Raw genomic sequence first — 18,412 nt, forward strand, 5'->3', positions numbered from 1 at the left:
CGACCATGAAAATCGCTTTCGTGGGAAAGGGTGGCAGCGGCAAGACGACGCTGTCCTCGCTGTTCGTCCGTCACCTCGCCGCCCAGCACCTCCCCGTCGTCGCCGTGGACGCCGACATCAACCAGCACCTGGGCGTCGCGCTGGGCCTGGACGAGGAGGCGGCGGCGGCCCTGCCCGCGATGGGCGCCCATCTGCCGCTGATCAAGGAGTACCTGCGCGGCGCCAACCCCCGGATCGCCTCGGCCGGGACGATGATCAAGACGACTCCGCCCGGCGAGGGGTCCCGGCTGCTGCGGATCACCGAGGACAACCCCGTGTACGACGCCTGCGCCCGCCGCGTCCGGCCCGGCGGCGTCCCCGACGGCGGCGACGTACGGCTGCTGGCGACCGGCCCCTTCACCGAGGCGGACCTGGGCGTGGCCTGCTACCACTCCAAGGTCGGCGCCGTCGAGCTGTATCTGAACCACCTGGTCGACGGGCGCGGGGAGTTCGTGGTCACCGACATGACGGCGGGCTCGGACTCCTTCGCCTCCGGGATGTTCACGCGCTTCGACATGACGTTCCTGGTGGCCGAGCCGACCCGCAAGGGCATGGCGGTCTACCGGCAGTACAAGGAGCACGCCCGGGACTACGACGTCCAGCTGCGCGTGGTGGGCAACAAGGTGCAGTGCCAGGACGACCTGGACTTCCTGCACTCGGAGGCCGGGGACGACCTGCTGGTCACCGTCGGGCACTCCGACTGGGTGCGCGCGATGGAGAAGGGCCGTGTCCGGCCCTTCTCCGAACTGGAGGACGCGAACCACAAGGCGCTGCGCATGATGCGGGAGACGGCGGACGCGTCGTACGGGCTGCGCGACTGGGAGCGCTACACCCGGCAGATGGTGCACTTCCACCTGAAGAACGCGGAGAGCTGGGGCAACGCGAAGACGGGCGCCGATCTTGCGGCCCAGGTGGATCCCGCCTTCGTGCTCCGCGAGGAGCCGGCCCCGGCCTCCCGGGCCGTCTGAGCCGGCTCCCCTCCCATCTCTCCGGCCCCGGCCCCGGTCGGCGCGCCCGACGCACCGGGCGCGCCGACCGCACCGCGTGTACAGGACCGCCGGGACCGGAGAGACCGGCGCCGGGAGCCCGGGGGGCCTACGCGCCGGAGGACCGGGAGGAGGCCGCCGTCGAGGGAGCGGTCAGGAACCTCTTCCAGCCGTCCTCGGGCGCCTGCCCCACCCCGAGGGTGCGGAGCCTCTCCAGGATCCGCGGGTTCTGGGCGTCGAGCCAGTCGACGAGTTGCCTGAAGGAGACGCAGTGCACGTCGGCCATGGGGCACACCTTCCTGATGACGTCCTCGACGGCCTTCATGTAGACGCCGCCGTTCCAGCCCTCGAAGTGGTTGCCGATGATCAGCGGCGCGCGGTTGCCGTCATACGCGCGGTCGAAACCCTCCAGCAGACCGTCGCGCATCTGGCGCCCCCATGCCTCGCGCTGCGCCGGATCGCCGTTGACCGTCCCCGACTGGTTGGCCAGGAAGTTGTAGTCCATCGCGAGCGTCTCGAAGGAACGCCCGGGCATGGGCACCTGCTGGAGCGGCAGGTCCCACAGGCCGCCCTCCTTGTCGGGCCAGACCTGGGTGCCGTTGCCGGAGGAGTCGTAGCGGAAGCCCATCTCCTTCGCGGCGGGGAGCAGATTCTCGCGGCCCTCCAGACAGGGGGTGCGTCCGCCGACCAGTTCCCGGTCGTAGTCGAAGGGGAGGGGCTCCAGGTCCTTCCAGCCGGTGGTGGTCTTCCAGTTCTTCACGAACCACTTGGCCTGTTCGATCTCGCTCTTCCACTGCTCGGGCGTCCAGCCGCCGACGCCGTTCGCCCCGCAGAAGTGGCCGTTGAAGTGGGTGCCTATCTCGTTCCCCTCGAGCCAGGCGCCGCGGAGCTGCTCCAGCGTGGCCCGTATGTTCTCGTCCTTGAGGTAGCCGATGTCCGAGGCGCCGCGGCTGCGGCCGGGGGGCTCATAGCGGTGGGCCTCCTTCTCGGGCAGTACGTACACGCCGCTGAGGAAGTACGTCATGTGCGCGTCGTACTTCCTTCCCACCCCGCGGAAGTGCGAGAAGAGCTTCTTGCTGTCCTCCCCCGCGCCGTCCCAGGAGAAGACGACGAACTGCGGAGGCTTGTCGCCGGGCTCCAGACGCCCGAACTCGGGCTGGTTCGGCTGGGCGCCTATGTAGGCGGTGGAGCCGTCACCTATGAGCTTGACCCTGCCCTCGGGCTTCCCCTTCCGCCCGTCCTTGTTCGCATGCCCCTCGTCCTTCGACACGCTCGGGGACGAACTCGAGCAACCGACCGCCAGCACGACCAGTACAGACGCTCCCGCAACACCTCTGGTCAGCCTCCGTGCGACTCCCATGCTCTCCACCTCATCGCTTCCGTCGTCGATTCCGTACTCTTCCGGCCGGTGCGTCCGGCCTGCGACCAACCTCACACGCACTGTGAGAGGCGCAAGCGAGGAGAGCGGTTCCTATGACTTATTCACCCTCGGGTGTGAACAGTGAGCCCGATTGCCCTGACCTTCTTTCTTGGCCCTCCGGGCGACATTACGATTCGTTTACCGAAACTTTGTGTAGTCAAATACATACACATCGTGACCGAATCTCGCGACGGAGACGGATATGTCCGCCTGCGCCACTCCACGTCCCCCCGAAAGTCCCTCCGAAAGTCCCTCCGAAGGTCCCTACGGCGGCGCCCTCACCGGGCCCGACGACCCCACCGGCCGGTCCGCCGCCCCAGCGCCCTCCTCCCGCCTCCGCCCGAGAGACCGTCTGCACCGCTCCCTGCGCGGAAGCAGTCCGAAAGGCGCCCGCGCCGCCGACCTGACGGCCTCCGTGGCGGTCTTCCTCGTCGCCCTGCCGCTCTCCCTGGGCATCGCCCTGGCCACCGGGGCGCCCCTCCAGGCCGGCCTGGTGGCCGCGGCGGTCGGCGGCATCGTCGCCGGGCGGTTCGGTGGCGCGCCTCTCCAGGTCAGTGGTCCGGCCGCAGGTCTGACGGTGGTCGTCGCCGAACTGATCCAGCGGTACGGCTGGCGTGCCACCTGTGCCATCACCGTCCTCGCCGGACTCGCCCAGCTCGGCCTGTCCGCACTGCGCACGGCCCGCTCCGCGCTGATGGTCAGTCCGGCGATCGTGCACGGCATGGTCTCGGGCATCGGCGTGACGATCGCCCTCGCCCAGCTGCACATCGTGCTCGGCGGCAGTCCGGAGAGTTCCGCCGTCGCCAACGTGCTCGCTCTGCCCGGCCAGCTGGCCGACCCGCAGCCCGCCGCCCTGACGGCCGGTGGCGTCACGGTGGCGGTCGTCCTGCTGTGGCCGCGGCTGCGCGGCCGGGCGGGCGAGCTGACGCGCCGGGTCCTCCCCTCGGCGCTGGCCGCGGTGGCGCTGGCGACCGCCATGTCCTCGCTGGCCGGTCTGCGGCTGCCGCGTGTGGACCTGCCGTCCTGGCACAGCCACGCCCTGCCCTCGCCGCCCGGGGGCCCGGTGCCGGGGCTGCTCGCCGCCGTGCTCACCGTCACCCTGGTGGCCAGTGTGGCCTCGCTGCTGTCGGCGATGGCCGCCGACAAGATGACCGCCGCCCGCACCCTCCCGGACCATCTGTCGGGTGTACGGGTCCCGCGTGCGGACCTGGACAGGGAGCTGCGCGGTCAGGGCCTGGCCAACGTGGTCTCCGGAGCCCTGGGCGGTCTGCCGGTCACCGGCGTCGCGGTGCGCACCACGGCGAACGTGGAGGCCGGCGCGGTCAGCCGCAATTCCGCCATCCTCCACGGGGTGTGGGTGATCCTGGCGTCCGGTCTGCTGGTCGGCCTGCTGGAGCTGATTCCACTGGCCGTCCTCGCCGCACTGGTGATGGTGGTCGGCGTCCAGATGGTCAAGATCGTCCATATCCGCAGCGTCACCCGGCACCGCGAGGTGCTGGTGTACGCCGCGACGACGGCGGGCGTGGTGCTGCTCGGCGTGCTGGAAGGGGTGGGGATCGGCGTCGCGGTCGCCCTCGCCCTCGCCCTGCACCGGCTGGCCCGCACCCGGATCGTCTGCGAGACCGCCGAGGGGAGCGGGCCGGACGTGTCCGGAAGCGTCCACCGGGTACGGGTGCGCGGCCAGCTCACGTTCCTCGCGGTGCCGCGGCTCAGCCGGACGCTGGGCCAGGTACCCGAGGGGAGCCGGGTGGTGGTGGAGCTGGGCGGCTCCTTCATGGACCACGCGGCGTACGAGACCCTGCGGGACTGGGAGACCTCCCACACGGCGCACGGTGGCAGCGTGGAGATCACCGGCCGCTCCGCGCCCTGTGTGCAGGAGCCGTCCGCCTCGCACGGCTGTACTCCCTGGAAGCCCTGGCGCAACCACCAGTGCACCCGGCCGCACCCCGGCAAAGGCTCCGGCGGAGTTCCGGTCGGCAGCCAGCTCCTGGGCGGGCTGAGCAACTTCCAGCGCACCACCGCACCCCTGGTCCGCGAGGAGCTGGCCAGACTGGCACGGGAGGGGCAGCACCCCTCGCAACTCTTCATCACCTGCGCCGACTCCCGGCTGGTCACCAGCATGATCACCTCCAGCGGCCCGGGAGACCTCTTCACCGTGCGCAACGTGGGCAATCTGGTACCGCCACCCGGCTCCGAGGCGAGCGACGACTCGGTGGCAGCGGCGATCGAGTACGCCGTCGAGGTACTGCGCGTGGAGTCGATCACCGTCTGCGGGCACTCGGGATGCGGCGCGATGCAGGCGCTGCACGACTCCGGACCGGACGGCGGCGCCCTCTCCCCCGGCACCCCGCTGGGCCGCTGGCTGACCCATGGCAGGCCCAGCCTGGAACGGCTGGCCGCACGGCGCGGCTCCGCGCCGCACCCCGGCCCACCGCATCCCGGCCGGTGGACCGCCATCCCCCGGATCGCCCGCACCCCGGGGGCGGAGCCCTGTGAGGCCGAAGCGCTGGAGGCGCTCTGCCTGGCCAACGTGGTGCAGCAGCTCGACCATCTTCGGGCCCATCCGTGTGTGGCCCGGCGGCTGTCCGAGGGGGCGCTGGAGCTGCACGGAATGTACTTCCACGTCGGCGAGGCACAGGCGTACGTACTGGACGGTCCGGGCGACGGGGACGGAGGCGGGGGGGCGGCCTTCACTCCCGTGCGACCCGGCGCGGCGGTCGTCTGAGCAGTCCCGCGCGCAGCGGGGGGACGGCGGCCGACAGCGGAGCGAGGATCGCGGAAACAAGCCGTTCGACCGCTCGTCGGCCGCTCACCGACAGGCATCGACCCCTGAGCGCAAGAGGTCTACACCACTTGACGGACAACCCTTGTCAGAGGGCGACAAGGGCTGGTCTGCTATGACGCGGGACACACCAGACACCCTGGGAAAGGGAGATGTCGTGAGCAACGAAAGCCTGGCCAACCTGCTCAAGGAGGAACGGAGGTTCGCGCCGCCCGCCGAGCTGGCAGCGAACGCCAACGTCACCGCGGAGGCGTACGAACGGGCGAAAGCGGACCGGCTGGGCTTCTGGGCCGAGCAGGCCCGCCGACTGAACTGGGAGACCGAGCCGACCGAGACCCTGGACTGGTCCGACCCGCCCTTCGCCAAGTGGTTCGAGGACGGCCGGCTCAACGTGGCCCACAACTGCGTAGACCGCCATGTCGAGGCAGGCCTGGGCGACCGGGTCGCCATCCACTTCGAGGGCGAGCCGGGCGACACCCGCGCGATCACCTACGCCGACCTCCGGCGCGAGGTCTCCAAGGCCGCCAACGCCCTGATCGAACTGGGCGTGCAGACCGGCGACCGGGTCGCGATCTACATGCCCATGATCCCCGAGACGGTCGTGGCGATGCTGGCCTGCGCCCGCATCGGCGCCCCCCACTCCCTGGTCTTCGGCGGCTTCTCCTCCGACGCCCTGGCCACCCGCATCCAGGACGCCGACGCCCGCGTCGTCATCACCGCCGACGGCGGTTACCGGCGCGGCAAGCCCAGCGCCCTGAAGCCCGCCGTCGATGAGGCCCTGACCCAGCCGGGCACCGAGAACGTACGCAACGTCCTGGTCGTCCGCCGCACCGGCGAGGAGACGGCCTGGACCGAGGGCCGGGACGTGTGGTGGCACGAGCTGGTGGACCGCCAGTCCGAGGAGCACACACCACAGGCCTTCGATGCCGAGCACCCGCTGTTCATCCTCTACACCTCCGGCACCACGGGCAAGCCCAAGGGCATCCTCCACACCTCCGGCGGCTACCTCACCCAGACGGCCTACACCCACCACGCCGTCTTCGACCTCAAGCCGGAGACGGACGTCTACTGGTGCACCGCCGACGTCGGCTGGGTCACCGGCCACTCGTACATCGTCTACGGTCCGCTGGCCAACGGCGCCACCCAGGTGATCTACGAGGGCACTCCCGACACCCCGCACAAGGGCCGCTGGTGGGAGATCGTCGAGAAGTACAGGGTCACGATCCTCTACACCGCCCCGACCGCCATCCGCACCTGCATGAAGTGGGGCGACGACATCCCGGCGAAGTTCGACCTGTCCTCGCTGCGGGTGCTGGGTTCGGTCGGTGAGCCGATCAACCCCGAGGCCTGGGTCTGGTACCGCCACAACATCGGTGGCGACCGCACCCCGGTGGTGGACACCTGGTGGCAGACCGAGACCGGCGCCATCATGGTCAGCCCGCTGCCGGGCGTCACCGAGGCCAAGCCCGGCTCGGCACAGGTGCCGCTGCCCGGCATCTCCGCCACGGTCGTGGACGACGAGGCCAAAGAGGTGCCCGACGGCTCCGGCGGCTACCTCGTCCTGACCGAGCCGTGGCCGTCGATGCTCCGGACGATCTGGGGCGACGACCAGCGGTACCTGGACACCTACTGGTCGCGCTTCCAGGACCGCTACTTCGCGGGCGACGGCGCCAAGAAGGACGAGGACGGCGACATCTGGCTGCTGGGCCGGGTGGACGACGTGATGCTGGTCTCCGGCCACAACATCTCCACCACCGAGGTCGAGTCCGCCCTCGTCTCGCACCCGAAGGTCGCCGAGGCGGCGGTCGTCGGCGCCACCGACCCGCAGACCACCCAGGCCATCTGCGCCTTCGTCATCCTGCGCGGCAACGCCGCCGAGGACGAGGGGCTGGTGGAGGAACTGCGCGGACACGTGGCCAAGCACCTCGGCCCGATCGCCAAGCCCAAGCGCATCCTTCCGGTCGAGGAGCTGCCCAAGACCCGATCGGGCAAGATCATGCGCCGGCTGCTGCGCGATGTCGCCGAGAACCGGGACCTGGGGGACGTCACCACACTCACCGACTCCACAGTGATGACCCTCATCCAGTCCAAGCTGCCCGGCGCCGCCTCCGGCGAGGACTGATCCGGCACCAGCCCCTTCCACAGGGGCGCCCGGCCACCGCGTGTGCGGCGGCCGGGCGCCCCTGTCCGCTGCGGACGCCCGCACGCGCAGGCGGCTCGCCGACACCGTGTGCGACGGCGGGCACCGCGGTCCGGCATGATGCAGACCCTGGTGCAGAGCCATCGACCGCCACGACGAGAGGAAGCATGAGATGAGCCCAGCCGACGACGGCCGCAGCATCGGTCAGCTGGTCGCCTCGGCGACGACCGAACTGTCCGCACTGGTCCACGAGGAGATCGCGCTGGCCAAGGCCGAGCTGCGGCAGGACGTCAAGCGCGGCGCGATCGGCAGCGGCGCGGCCGTCGCCGCGGGCATCCTCGCGCTCTTCTCACTGCCGGTCTTCAGCTTCGCCGCGGCCTACGGCATCCACAACCTGGGGCTCGGGCTCGCCTGGTCGTTCACCACCGTGGGGGGCGTGTACCTGCTGGTCGCGCTCGTGCTCCTGCTGCTGGCCAAGGCCAAGCTGTCCAAGGTCAAGCCGCCCAAGCGCTCGATCGCCTCGGCCAAGCAGTCGGCGGCCGTGCTGTCGGGCGTCAAGCCCCACCCCCGAGCCGTTCCGGGCGCGCGAACGGAGCCCAGGGCCGTCGAGGCGGAGCCGGTGGCCATCGAGCACGTGACACGCTCTTCCGCATGACGGACAGCACGGACAGCACGGACAGCGTGGACAGCACGGACGGTGCGGGCAACACGGGCACGGCAGGCACGGCGAACACGGCGGAGATGAGCGACACGGCAGGCAGGACGCCAACAGGTACGGCAACGACGGGTGCGACAGGCGTGAACCACTCCGGCGCCTCCTCCTCCGCCATCCGGATGGACGGTCCCTGGACACACCGGGACATCGCCGCCAACGGTGCGCGCTTCCACATCGCCGAGATGGGCGAGGGTCCGCTGGTACTGCTGCTGCACGGCTTTCCGCAGTTCTGGTGGGCCTGGCGGCACCAGTTGCCCGCCCTCGCCGAGGCGGGTTACCGCGCGGTCGCGATGGACCTGAGGGGCGTGGGCGGCAGCGATCGCACCCCCCGCGGCTACGACCCGGCCAACCTCGCGCTCGATGTCACCGGCGTGATCCGCTCCCTGGGCGAGCCCGACGCCGCTCTCGTCGGCCATGACCTGGGCGGTTACCTGGCGTGGACGGCGGCGGTGATGCGCCCAAAGCTGGTCCGGCGCCTGGCCGTGGCCTCGATGCCGCACCCGCGCCGCTGGCGCGCGGCCATGCTGGGCGATCTGCGGCAGACGGCGGCCGGGGCCTACGTGTGGGGCTTCCAGAGCCCCTGGGTCCCCGAGCGGCGGCTGGTGGCGGACGGCGGGGCGCTGGTCGGCCGCCTGCTGCGGGAGTGGTCCGGGCCCCGGCTGCCGGAGGACGACGCGATCGAGGTCTACCGGCGGGCGATGTGCGTGCCCTCCACCGCGCACTGCTCGATCGAGCCGTACAGGTGGATGGTCCGCTCGCTGGCACGCCTGGACGGGGTCCAGTTCAACCGCCGTATGAAGCGGCCGGTCCGTGTCCCCACCCTCCACCTGCACGGTTCGCTCGACCCGGTGATGCGTACCCGCAGCGCGGCGGGCTCGGGCGAGTACGTGGAGGCCCCGTACCGCTGGCGGCTGTTCGACGGGCTTGGCCACTTCCCCCACGAGGAGGACCCGAAGGCGTTCACGGGCGAGCTGGTCGCCTGGCTGAAAGACCCCGAACCGGACCGATGATAAGAGCACGTGACGCCCGCATAGGCCAATTGACGGACCATTGGGCGATTACCGACCTTGGGGCACGGGCAGAGTCCGGGGTATGGGTTGGACGCACGACTACCGTGACGTGTCACGCGACATCCGGGAACAGAGCAGCGCGCAGGGCTCGCCCCCGCGCTCCGCGCGGGACCACCGCGATCTCGGCGATCTCCGCGATCCCCAGCTCGGCATCCCCCACATCCTGCGCCGCCGTGCCCGCTGGGTCGGCGCGCGGCTGCGCCATACGCGCGGCTGACGCCGCCCACCGCGCATCCGCCGCGCCGTCCGGCTCTCCGCCGGTCCGCTGCCGCCGTCCGGCCGCCGAAGCCGTGGCGGGTGGTGGCGCGTGGCGGGACCGATGTCCCGGGCGGCCGGGGCGTGGCAGGGCGGGGCCGGAGGCGACCCGGGGCCGGGCGGAAACCGGTCCTCACATCGCGCATCCCTGGCTGTCCACCGGCCCCCGGGAGGCCCGCCCCTGCAGGATGTCCTGGCGGATCTCGTCGTTGGTGAGCGCGTAGCCGGTGCTGTCGTCCTCCAGGGACTTGGCGAAGATGACGCCGTAGACCCTGCCGTCGGGCGTCAGCAGCGGGCCGCCGGAGTTGCCCTGCCGGACCATGGCGTGCAGGGAGTAGACGTCGCGGCGCACCGTGCCCCGGTGGTAGATGTCCGGGCCGGTCGCCTGGATACGGCCGCGTACCCGCGCGGAGCGGACGTCGAACCCGCCGTTCTCCGGGAAGCCCGCGACGATCGCGTCGTCGCCGGTCTCCGCGTCGTCCTCCACGAACCGCAGCGCCGGCGCCCGGAGTGACGGCACGTCGAGTACGGCGATGTCGCGCTCCCAGTCGTAGAGGACGACCGTGGCGTCGTGGAGCCTGCCCTCGCCACCGACCTGCACGGTCGGTTCGTCGACGCCGCCGACCACGTGCGCGTTGGTCATCACCCGGCCGCGGTCGAAGACGAAGCCGGTGCCCTCCAGCACCTTGCCGCAGCTCTGCGCGGTACCCAGGACCTTGACGATGGACCGCTTGGCGCGGGCCACGGCCGGGCTGTCGGCCAGAGCCGGGTCCGGCGGCTCCACCGAGGTGATCGGCTCGTTGGCGAACGGCGAGAAGACCTGCGGGAAGCCGTTCCGCGCGAGCACCGAGGTGAAGTCGGTGAACCAGGTGTCGGCGCTGTCCGGCAGCGCCCGGGAGACCCCGTGCAGCACCGCGGAGCCGCGGACCTCCCGGGCGACGACGGGCACGGCCGTGGACGCCAGCAGCGAACCGATCAGCCAGGCGACCAGCAGCATGGCCACGACGTTCACCAGGGCGCCGCCGGAGGCGTCCAGAACCCGGGCAGGCGACCAGGTGATGTGCCGGCGCAGCCGGTTGCCCAGATGGGTGGTGAACGCCTGGCCGACCGAAGCGCACACGATCACCACCGCCACGGCCACGATCGCACCCGCCGTCCCCGGCGACGCGCCGTCGGTGAACTCGTTCCAGACGAGCGGCAGCAGATGGACCGCGGCGAGCCCGCCCCCGAGGAAACCGGCGACCGACAGCACACCGACCACGAAACCCTGGCGGTAGCCCACGACCGCGAACCAGACGGCGGAGAGCAGCAGCAGTACGTCCAGCACGTTCACGTCGCCCACCGTCTCATGCGTGCCAGTCGAGAGGGACGCTGCGGTCGGTGTCCCACGGCCGCTCCCATCCGGCGAAGTGCAGGATCCGGTCGATGATCCCGGCCGTGAAGCCCCACACCAGCGCGTCGCTGACGAGGAAGCACGGACCGCGGTAGCCGCTGGGGTGTCTGGCCGTGGCGCGGTTCGCCGGATCGGCAAGGTCGGCCACGGGCGTGGTGAAGACCCGGGCCGTCTCGGCCGGGTCCACCGGCGCCACCGGGCTCGGCTCCCTCCACCACCCCAGTACGGGCGTGACGACGAATCCGCTCACCGGGATGTAGACGCGCGGCAGCCGCCCGAAGACCTGCACCCCGCACGGGTCGAGCCCGGTCTCCTCCTCCGCCTCCCGCAGCGCGGCGCGCAGCGGCCCGTCGCCCTCGGGATCGCCGTCCTCCGGGTCGAGGGCTCCGCCGGGGAAGGACGGCTGCCCGGCGTGCGAGCGGAGACTGGAGGACCGCTCCATCAGCAGCAGTTCCGGCCCGGCACCCGTTCCGCTCCCGGCGCCCTCGCCGAAGAGCACCAGGACCGCGGACTGCCGTCCGCCCCCGTCGCTGGGCGGCAGGAAGCGGCTGAGCTGTCGCGCCCGCACCGTCGACGCCACGTCGGCCACCGGGCGCAGCCAGTCCGGCAGCCCCCGGTCGGTGACGGCCACCGGGCCGGCAGCGGAACTCCGGTGCCTCTCCTGTGCTTCTCTCATCCGCGCTCCGCTCAGGCGCCCAGCGGCGGCGCCGGCTGCCCGGGGTAGTCCGCGGGGGGCTTGAGCCGCTGGCCGGGCAGGCCTCCCATCTCGTACTTCAGCAGTTTCTTCGCCTTCTCCGGGTCCGTCTCGCCCTCGCCGTACGAGGGGCACAGGTGCGTGATCGGGCAGGCGCCGCAGGCGGGCTTGCGGGAGTGGCAGACGCGGCGGCCGTGGAAGACGACCCGGTGCGAGAACATCGTCCACTCGCTCTTGGGGATGATCCCGGCGATCTCGGCCTCGACCTTCTCCGGGTCGGTCTGCTCCGTCAGCCGCCAGCGGCGCACCAGCCGCCCGAAGTGGGTGTCCACGGTCAGGCCCGGCCTGCCGAAGGCGTTCCCCAGCACCACGTGTGCCGTCTTACGACCGACACCGGGCAGGGAGACCATGTCCTCAAGACTGTCCGGCACCTCGCCGCCGAAACGGTCGCGCAGGGCCGCGGAGAGTCCCAGCAGTGACCTTGCCTTGTTGCGGAAGAACCCGGTGGGCCGGATCAGCTCCTCCAGCCGTTCGGGATCGGCCGCGGCCATCTCCTCCGGTGTGGGGTAGGCGGCGAAGAGGGCGGGAGTGGTCTGGTTGACCCGCAGATCGGTGGTCTGGGCGGAGAGGACGGTGGCGACCAGCAACTGGAAGGGGTTCTCGAAGTCCAGCTCGGGGTGAGCGTAGTAGTACACCTCGGCCAGTTCGCGGTTGATACGCCGGGCGCGGCGGACCATGGCCAGCCGTGTCTCCGGCTTGCTCCCCGCCTTCCTCTTTCCTCCCCCGGCCGCTCTCGGCGGCTTCGCCTCCGTCACCCGTTCGGCGGGCACTTGTTCGCCCACGGCGGAATCCTGGGATGAGCCACGGGACACCGTCACCCGCACGCCCCCTTTCCGTCCGGTCTCACCGGCGTGTTGGACACCCGGCCAGCGTACGGGGGAGCGCCGACATCCGCCCCGCTCACCGCCGATTCGGGGCCCAATCGGACCCCTGGCGCACGCGCCGGACGCCGGGTGCGTCAAACTTGTGACTGATCGCACTGTTTCACCGTCCGGCATCATGGGGGCGACAGACCCGTGGGCACGTGGACAAGGAGAGAACTCGTGGACGACGTTCTGCGGCGCGCCCCGCTCTTCGCGGCGCTTGACGACGAGCAGGCTGCCGAGCTGCGTGCCTCCATGACGGAGACGACGCTCGCGCGGGGTGAGGCCCTGTTCCACGAGGGCGACCCCGGGGACCGGCTCTACGTCGTGATCGAGGGCAAGGTCAAGCTCCACCGCACCTCCCCGGACGGCCGGGAGAACATGCTGGCCGTACTCGGCCCCGGCGAGCTGATCGGCGAGCTGTCCCTGTTCGACCCGGGCCCGCGTACGGCCACGGCCACGGCGCTGACCGAGGTCAAGCTCTTCGGCCTGGGCCACGGCGACCTCCAGCCCTGGCTGAACGCCCGCCCCGAGGTCGCCACCGCGCTGCTGCGCGCCGTCGCCCGGCGTCTGCGCCGCACCAACGACTCGATGTCCGACCTGGTCTTCTCCGATGTGCCCGGCCGCGTCGCCAAGGCACTGCTGGACCTGTCGCGCCGCTTCGGCGTGCAGTCCGAGGAGGGCATCCACGTGGTGCACGACCTCACCCAGGAGGAGCTGGCCCAGCTCGTCGGCGCGTCCCGCGAGACCGTCAACAAGGCGCTGGCCGACTTCGCCAGCCGGGGCTGGCTGCGGCTGGAGGCCCGTGCGGTCATCCTGCTGGACGTGGAGCGGCTGGCGAAGCGCTCGCGCTGAGTCCCGGCCTCCGCGGAAGCGGCCCGGAGGCACGGCCCGTCACACCAGGCCGTGCTCCTCCAGGTACTCCAGCTGCGCCCGCACCGACAGCTCGGCGGCGGGCCACAGCGAGCGGTCCACGTCCGCGTAGACGTGCGCCACGACCTCCCCCGGCGTCCGGTGGCCCGCCTCCACGGCCGTCTCCACCTGCGCCAGACGGCTCGCCCGGTGCGCCAGGTAGTACTCGACGGCCCCCTGCGCGTCGTCCAGCACCGGCCCGTGCCCCGGCAGCACCGTGCGCACGCCGTCGTCCACGGTCAGCGAGCGCAGCCGCCGCAGGGAGTCCAGGTACTCGCCCAGCCGCCCGTCGGGGTGGGCCACCATCGTCGTGCCGCGCCCCAGGACGGTGTCGCCGGTCAGCACCGCGCCGTCGGCGGGCAGATGGAAGCTGAGCGAGTCCGAGGTGTGCCCCGGCGTGGGCACCACCCTCAGCTCCAGGCCGCCCGTGGTCACCACGTCCCCGGCCCCCAGGCCCTCCTCGCCCAGCCGCAGCGCCGGGTCGAGGGCGCGTACGGCCGTCCCCGTCAGCTCGGCGAAGCGGGCGGCCCCCTCGGCGTGGTCCCAGTGGCCGTGGGTGAGCAGTGTCAGCCCCACCCGCCGGCCCGACCGCTCGACGGTGTCGATCACCTGGCGCAGGTGCCCCTCGTCCAGCGGACCGGGGTCGACGACGACCGCCAGCGGCGAGTCCGCTTCGGCGACGATCCAGGTGTTGGTGCCGTCCAGCGTCATCGGGGAGGGATTCGGCGCGAGCACGCACACCGCGCGGGCGGTGCCCGTGCCGTCGATGGCGCCGCCGCGCGGCTGCCCGGGCAGTGCGGAGGCGTCCGTCACGGCGCACCCCCCGCCGTCCGCCGGGCCGCGGGCACATGCCTGGTGAACTCCTCGTGCCCCGGCCAGCTCAGCACCACCCGCTGCCCGCCGGATCCGTCGTCCTCCAGGCTCGCCCGGGCCAGTACGGGCGTCAGGTCCCGCTCCCCGGAGGCGTCCAGCGCCGCGGCGGCGCCGGCGTACGGCATGAGCTGCCGCAGGGTGGCGATCGTCGGGGGCATCATCGTCAGCTCGCCCCGGTCGTAGGCGGCGGCCGCGTCCGCCGGGCGGATCCACACCGTGCGGTCGGCCTCGCCGGAGACGTCGCGGGTGCGCTGCCCCTCGGGCAGGGCTGCGACGAAGAACCAGGTGTCGTAGCGCCGCGCCTCGAACTCCGGGGTGATCCAGCGCGCCCAGGCGCCCAGCAGATCGCTGCGCAGGACCAGCTCGCGGCGGGTGAGGAACTCGGCGAAGGACAGCTCGCGGGCCACCAGGGCGGCCCGGTCCGCCTCCCAGTCCTCGCCGGTGGTGTCGGCGACGACCGTGTCCGGGTCCGGGCCGGCCAGCAGGACGCCCGCCTCCTCGAAGGTCTCGCGCACGGCGGCGCACACGACGGCCTGCGCGACCGCCTCCTCCACCCCGAGCCGCCGCGCCCACTCCCCGCGCGCCGGGCCGGCCCAGGCGACCGCGCCCTCGTCGCGGGGGTCCACGCCGCCGCCGGGATAGGCGTACGCGCCCGCGGCGAAGGCCATGGAGGCACGCCGGCGCAGCATGTGGACGGCCGGGCCGCCTCCGGAGTCCCGCAGCAGCATCACGGTCGCCGCCCGGCGCGGAGGCACGGGCGTGAGCCGCCCCTCGGCCAGGGCGCGGATGCGCTCGGGCCACTCGGACGGGTACCACTGCCCGTCACGCGGGGGCGTGGAAGAGGCGGATGACGGCGGCGTTGACGGCATGGCCGGATCGTACGGCCGCGGGCCGCGATGTTCGAGTGCGGGCCTCGAACACCACGGACACCTCGGCACGCGGAAGACGGCGCCCCGCACCGATCCGCACCGGGCGGGTCCGCCGCCAGGCGGCTCAGTGCGCCAGCTCGACCTGGATCTCGACCTCGACCGGCGCGTCGACCGGCAGCACCGCGACGCCCACCGCGCTGCGCGCGTGCACGCCCTTGTCGCCCAGCACCTCGCCCAGCAGCTCACTGGCGCCGTTGACCACGCCGGGCTGGCCGGTGAAGTCCGGAGCGGAGGCGACGAAGCCGACCACCTTGACGACCCGGGCGATCCGGTCCAGGTCACCGGCGACCGACTTCACGGCCGCCAGGGCGTTCAGCGCGCAGATCCGGGCCAGTTCCCTGGCCTCCTCCGGCGTCACCTCGGCGCCGACCTTGCCGGTCACCGGCAGCGCGCCGTCGACCATCGGCAGCTGCCCGGCGGTGTACACGTAGGAGCCGGAGAGCACCGCCGGGACGTACGACGCCAGCGGCGCCACCACCTCAGGCAGGGTCAGCCCCAGCTCCGCGAGCCTGGACTCGACCGAGCCGCGCGCGTCGCTCACCGCTTCTCCCGCTTCAGGTACGCCACGAGCTGCTCCGGGTTGTTCGGGCCCGGCACCACCTGGACCAGCTCCCAGCCGTCCTCGCCCCAGGTGTCCAGGATCTGCTTGGTCGCGTGCACGAGCAGCGGAACGGTCGCGTATTCCCATTTCGTCATGGGCCGACCTTAGCCCCTGCCCCGCGGCCCGCCCCGCGCCCTCCCCCGGTGTCCGCGCCGCTCCGGCCCGCCTCCGCCGGAGCCCGGGCGCACCTCCATGGCCCATCCGCACGCGTACTCCCCCCGTCCGGTGGTTAGGCTCCGAAGGGTGAGCAGGCTGCATGTGGTGACCGGCAAGGGCGGGACCGGAAAGACGACGGTCGCCGCCGCACTCGCACTCGCCCTCGCCGAGGAGGGCAAACGCACGCTCCTGGTGGAGGTCGAGGGGCGGCAGGGCATCGCCCAGCTCTTCGAGACCGAGGCGCTGCCGTACGAGGAGCGGAAGATCGCCGTGGGACCGGGCGGCGGCGAGGTGTACGCGCTGGCCGTCGACGCGGAGAAGGCGCTGCTGGACTACCTGCAGATGTTCTACAAGCTCGGCGGCGCGGGGCGCGCCCTGAAGAGGATCGGTGCGATCGACTTCGCCACCACCATCGCACCCGGTGTGCGCGATGTCCTCCTCACCGGCAAGGTCTGCGAGGCGGTGCGCCGCCGCACCCGCGGCGGCGGCTTCGTCTACGACGCTGTGATCATGGACGCGCCGCCCACCGGCCGGATAACCCGCTTCCTCGGGGTCAACGACCAGGTGGCCGGGCTGGCCAGGGTCGGCCCGATCCACAACCAGGCCCAGGCCGTGATGCGGGTGCTCAAGTCCTCCGAGACCGCCGTGCACCTGGTGACCCTGCTGGAGGAGATGCCCGTCCAGGAGACCGTGGACGGCGTCGCCGAGCTGCGTGCCACCGGGCTGCCGGTCGGCGGCGTGTTCGTCAACATGACACGGCCGGCGGTACTGGACCGGGCGGCGGTGCGGGCGGCCGAGGAGTCCCGCACCGAGATCGCCAAGGCACTTTCCCGGGCGGGCCTGGGCGGCGCGCGGCGCGGCGGCAAGGCCGAACAGCTGATCGGCCCGCTGCTGCGCCAGGCCCACGAGCACGCCGAGCGGCTGGCGCTGGAGGGCGAGCTGCGGTCGGAGATAGCCGGGCTGGAACTGCCCGGATACGAACTGGAGCTGCTGGCCGAGGGCGCCGACCTGCCCGGCGTCTACCTGCTCGCCGGCGAGCTGCGCGAACAGGGGGTGGCGAGGTGACGGCACGGACGGCCGAAGCGGGGACCGCACGGGCGCACGGACAGGCACACGGGCTGGGTACGCTTCCGGTGCTGGACGTCGACGCGCTGATCGACGATCCCGGTACCCGGATCGTGGTCTGCTGCGGCGCGGGCGGCGTGGGCAAGACGACGACGGCCGCGGCCCTGGGCGTACGCGCGGCCGAGCGCGGCCGGAAGGTCGTCGTCCTCACCATCGACCCGGCCCGTCGGCTGGCCCAGTCGATGGGCCTGACCGAACTGGACAACACCCCGCGCCGGGTCGAGGGCGTCGACGGCGCGCCGGGCGGCGAGCTGCACGCGATGATGCTCGACATGAAGCGGACCTTCGACGAGATCGTCGAGGCCCACACCGACCCCGAGCGGGCCCGCGCGATCCTGGAGAACCCCTTCTACCAGTCACTGTCGGCCGGTTTCGCGGGCACGCAGGAGTACATGGCCATGGAGAAACTCGGCCAGCTCCGCGCGGGCGACGATTGGGACCTGATCGTCGTGGACACGCCGCCGAGCCGTTCCGCGCTGGACTTCCTGGACGCGCCCAAGCGCCTGGGGTCGTTCCTGGACGGGCGGTTCATCAGGCTGCTGACGGCTCCGGCGAAGGCCGGCGGCCGGGCGGGGCTGAGGTTCGTGAACCTGGGCGTGTCCGGGCTGTCGGTGTTCACCGGGCTGCTCAACAAGCTGCTGGGCACGGGGCTGCTGCGCGACATGCAGACGTTCGTGGCCGCGATGGACACGATGTTCGGCGGCTTCCGCACCCGTGCCGACGCCACGTACCGGCTGCTCCAGGCGCCCGGCACGGCGTTCCTGGTGGTGGCGGCCCCGGAGCGCGACGCGCTGCGCGAGGCGGCGTACTTCGTCGAGCGGCTGGCCGCGGACCGGATGCCGCTGGCGGGGCTCGTGCTGAACCGGATGCACGGCAGCGAGGCGGCCCACCTCAGTTCGGAGCGGGCGCTGGCGGCCGCGGAGAATCTTGAGGAGGACGGCATTGTCGATCTCCCCACCGGGAAGAGGGGTGATGGACGGTCAGCCCCGCGATCCGTCTCCGACTCCGGCTCCGACGACGGCCCCGGCCCCGGACCCGGTGCCGACTCCGGCGACCTCCCCGAGGGCTCCCCCTCCTCTCCCGCGACGGCCGAGCGGCTGGCCGCGGGCATGCTGCGGCTGCACGCGGAGCGGATGCACGTCCTGGCGCGCGAGCGGCGCACGCGCGACCGCTTCGCCGCACTGCACCCGGAGGTGCCGGCGGCCGAGGTCGCCGCGCTGCCGGGCGATGTGCACGACCTGGAGGGGCTGCGGGCGATCGGCGGGCGCCTGGCGGAGCAGCCCGGCGTCGAGCCCGCCTAGCCCTACCGCCGGCCCTGCCGTCGCTCTCGCGACCGCCGGACGGCGCCGCGGGGTGTCCCCACCGGCCCGTGCCCTCCGCCTCCGCCGGACCCCGCCCG

17 protein-coding genes are annotated in these 18,412 nt (G+C 72.4%); 9 read left to right on the forward strand and 8 right to left on the reverse strand.

The window, feature by feature from the left end; translation table 11 throughout:
• The first annotated feature begins 5 nt into the window (after nucleotides 1-5).
• The gene (locus tag ACGRHY_RS11860; protein WP_394635318.1) at nucleotides 6-1,007 is read left to right on the forward strand and encodes an ATP-binding protein; all 1,002 of its coding nucleotides are present in this window, start codon (nucleotides 6-8) and stop codon (nucleotides 1,005-1,007) included.
• Between the two features lie 127 nt (nucleotides 1,008-1,134).
• Here ACGRHY_RS11860 and ACGRHY_RS11865 read toward each other — a convergent pair whose 3' ends face one another.
• Nucleotides 1,135-2,385: a polysaccharide deacetylase family protein gene (locus tag ACGRHY_RS11865; protein WP_394635319.1), complete on the reverse strand. Its 1,251-nt coding sequence runs from the start codon at nucleotides 2,383-2,385 to the stop codon at nucleotides 1,135-1,137.
• A 262-nt stretch (nucleotides 2,386-2,647) separates the two neighbouring features.
• Between ACGRHY_RS11865 and ACGRHY_RS11870 the strand changes: the two genes are divergently transcribed.
• The 5 genes from ACGRHY_RS11870 (at nucleotide 2,648) to ACGRHY_RS11890 (ending at nucleotide 9,369) form a co-directional block, all read left to right on the forward strand.
• Nucleotides 2,648-5,170, forward strand: a complete 2,523-nt coding sequence (locus ACGRHY_RS11870) for a bifunctional SulP family inorganic anion transporter/carbonic anhydrase (protein WP_394635320.1) — start codon at nucleotides 2,648-2,650, stop codon at nucleotides 5,168-5,170.
• 214 nt (nucleotides 5,171-5,384) lie between these two features.
• Entirely contained in the window at nucleotides 5,385-7,349 is a 1,965-nt protein-coding gene (gene acs / locus ACGRHY_RS11875; protein ID WP_394635321.1) for an acetate--CoA ligase, read from the forward strand.
• Between the two features lie 190 nt (nucleotides 7,350-7,539).
• Nucleotides 7,540-8,022 (forward strand): phage holin family protein, encoded by a 483-nt coding sequence (locus ACGRHY_RS11880; RefSeq protein WP_394635322.1) that lies wholly within the window; start codon nucleotides 7,540-7,542, stop codon nucleotides 8,020-8,022.
• A gap of 179 nt (nucleotides 8,023-8,201) precedes the next feature.
• Entirely contained in the window at nucleotides 8,202-9,092 is an 891-nt protein-coding gene (locus tag ACGRHY_RS11885; RefSeq protein ID WP_394638019.1) for an alpha/beta fold hydrolase, read from the forward strand.
• A gap of 82 nt (nucleotides 9,093-9,174) precedes the next feature.
• Nucleotides 9,175-9,369: a hypothetical protein gene (locus ACGRHY_RS11890; RefSeq protein WP_093657465.1), complete on the forward strand. Its 195-nt coding sequence runs from the start codon at nucleotides 9,175-9,177 to the stop codon at nucleotides 9,367-9,369.
• A gap of 171 nt (nucleotides 9,370-9,540) precedes the next feature.
• Here ACGRHY_RS11890 and ACGRHY_RS11895 read toward each other — a convergent pair whose 3' ends face one another.
• Genes ACGRHY_RS11895 through nth form a run of 3 tightly spaced genes read right to left on the reverse strand, consistent with a single transcriptional unit; the run spans nucleotide 9,541 to nucleotide 12,336 of the window.
• Complete coding sequence (locus ACGRHY_RS11895) at nucleotides 9,541-10,740, reverse strand: MarP family serine protease (protein ID WP_394638020.1); 1,200 nt, start codon at nucleotides 10,738-10,740, stop codon at nucleotides 9,541-9,543.
• A 13-nt stretch (nucleotides 10,741-10,753) separates the two neighbouring features.
• Nucleotides 10,754-11,476: an NUDIX hydrolase gene (locus ACGRHY_RS11900; protein WP_394635323.1), complete on the reverse strand. Its 723-nt coding sequence runs from the start codon at nucleotides 11,474-11,476 to the stop codon at nucleotides 10,754-10,756.
• Nucleotides 11,477-11,487: 11 nt separating this feature from the next.
• Nucleotides 11,488-12,336, reverse strand: a complete 849-nt coding sequence (gene nth / locus ACGRHY_RS11905) for an endonuclease III (protein WP_394635324.1) — start codon at nucleotides 12,334-12,336, stop codon at nucleotides 11,488-11,490.
• A 261-nt stretch (nucleotides 12,337-12,597) separates the two neighbouring features.
• On the opposite strand from nth, the gene ACGRHY_RS11910 reads away from it, so the two are divergent.
• The gene (locus ACGRHY_RS11910) at nucleotides 12,598-13,272 is read left to right on the forward strand and encodes a Crp/Fnr family transcriptional regulator (RefSeq protein ID WP_093657459.1); all 675 of its coding nucleotides are present in this window, start codon (nucleotides 12,598-12,600) and stop codon (nucleotides 13,270-13,272) included.
• A 39-nt stretch (nucleotides 13,273-13,311) separates the two neighbouring features.
• Here the strand turns inward: ACGRHY_RS11910 and ACGRHY_RS11915 are convergent, their stop codons facing one another.
• From ACGRHY_RS11915 to sp36, 4 genes are all read right to left on the reverse strand, one after another.
• Nucleotides 13,312-14,142, reverse strand: a complete 831-nt coding sequence (locus ACGRHY_RS11915) for an MBL fold metallo-hydrolase (protein ID WP_394635325.1) — start codon at nucleotides 14,140-14,142, stop codon at nucleotides 13,312-13,314.
• A complete protein-coding gene (locus ACGRHY_RS11920) occupies nucleotides 14,139-15,071 on the reverse strand; it encodes an NUDIX hydrolase (RefSeq protein ID WP_394635326.1) in 933 nt (310 codons plus the stop codon). The genes ACGRHY_RS11915 and ACGRHY_RS11920 overlap by 4 nt, the downstream gene beginning before the upstream one ends.
• A gap of 124 nt (nucleotides 15,072-15,195) precedes the next feature.
• Nucleotides 15,196-15,672, reverse strand: coding sequence for a RidA family protein (locus ACGRHY_RS11925; protein WP_394635327.1), 477 nt, complete (start codon nucleotides 15,670-15,672; stop codon nucleotides 15,196-15,198).
• Nucleotides 15,669-15,827: a Sp36 family protein gene (gene sp36 / locus ACGRHY_RS11930; RefSeq protein WP_010470378.1), complete on the reverse strand. Its 159-nt coding sequence runs from the start codon at nucleotides 15,825-15,827 to the stop codon at nucleotides 15,669-15,671. The genes ACGRHY_RS11925 and sp36 overlap by 4 nt, the downstream gene beginning before the upstream one ends.
• A gap of 148 nt (nucleotides 15,828-15,975) precedes the next feature.
• Here sp36 and bagA point away from each other — a divergent pair, with 148 nt between their 5' ends.
• Both bagA and bagB read left to right on the forward strand, forming a co-directional pair.
• On the forward strand, nucleotides 15,976-16,953 hold the full coding sequence (gene bagA / locus ACGRHY_RS11935) for an ATPase BagA (protein ID WP_394635328.1): 978 nt from the start codon (nucleotides 15,976-15,978) through the stop codon (nucleotides 16,951-16,953).
• Nucleotides 16,954-17,006: 53 nt separating this feature from the next.
• On the forward strand, nucleotides 17,007-18,314 hold the full coding sequence (gene bagB / locus ACGRHY_RS11940) for an ATPase BagB (RefSeq protein WP_394638021.1): 1,308 nt from the start codon (nucleotides 17,007-17,009) through the stop codon (nucleotides 18,312-18,314).
• The last annotated feature ends 98 nt before the right edge of the window (nucleotides 18,315-18,412 follow it).

The organism is Streptomyces shinuiensis (assembly GCF_043660855.1).
Taxonomy (GTDB): Bacteria; Actinomycetota; Actinomycetes; order Streptomycetales; family Streptomycetaceae; genus Streptomyces.

What these genes read in the sequence shown, in the direction of transcription:
- ACGRHY_RS11900 (WP_394635323.1), bottom strand. Translation starts at nt 11,476, where the DNA reads ATGAGAGAAGCACAGGAGAGGCACCGGAGTTCCGCTGCCGGCCCGGTG.
- ACGRHY_RS11880 (WP_394635322.1), top strand. Translation starts at nt 7,540, where the DNA reads ATGAGCCCAGCCGACGACGGCCGCAGCATCGGTCAGCTGGTCGCCTCG.
- sp36 (WP_010470378.1), bottom strand. Translation starts at nt 15,827, where the DNA reads ATGACGAAATGGGAATACGCGACCGTTCCGCTGCTCGTGCACGCGACC.
- ACGRHY_RS11865 (WP_394635319.1), bottom strand. Translation starts at nt 2,385, where the DNA reads ATGGGAGTCGCACGGAGGCTGACCAGAGGTGTTGCGGGAGCGTCTGTA.
- ACGRHY_RS11870 (WP_394635320.1), top strand. Translation starts at nt 2,648, where the DNA reads ATGTCCGCCTGCGCCACTCCACGTCCCCCCGAAAGTCCCTCCGAAAGT.
- ACGRHY_RS11885 (WP_394638019.1), top strand. Translation starts at nt 8,202, where the DNA reads ATGGACGGTCCCTGGACACACCGGGACATCGCCGCCAACGGTGCGCGC.
- ACGRHY_RS11860 (WP_394635318.1), top strand. Translation starts at nt 6, where the DNA reads ATGAAAATCGCTTTCGTGGGAAAGGGTGGCAGCGGCAAGACGACGCTG.
- ACGRHY_RS11890 (WP_093657465.1), top strand. Translation starts at nt 9,175, where the DNA reads ATGGGTTGGACGCACGACTACCGTGACGTGTCACGCGACATCCGGGAA.
- ACGRHY_RS11920 (WP_394635326.1), bottom strand. Translation starts at nt 15,071, where the DNA reads ATGCCGTCAACGCCGCCGTCATCCGCCTCTTCCACGCCCCCGCGTGAC.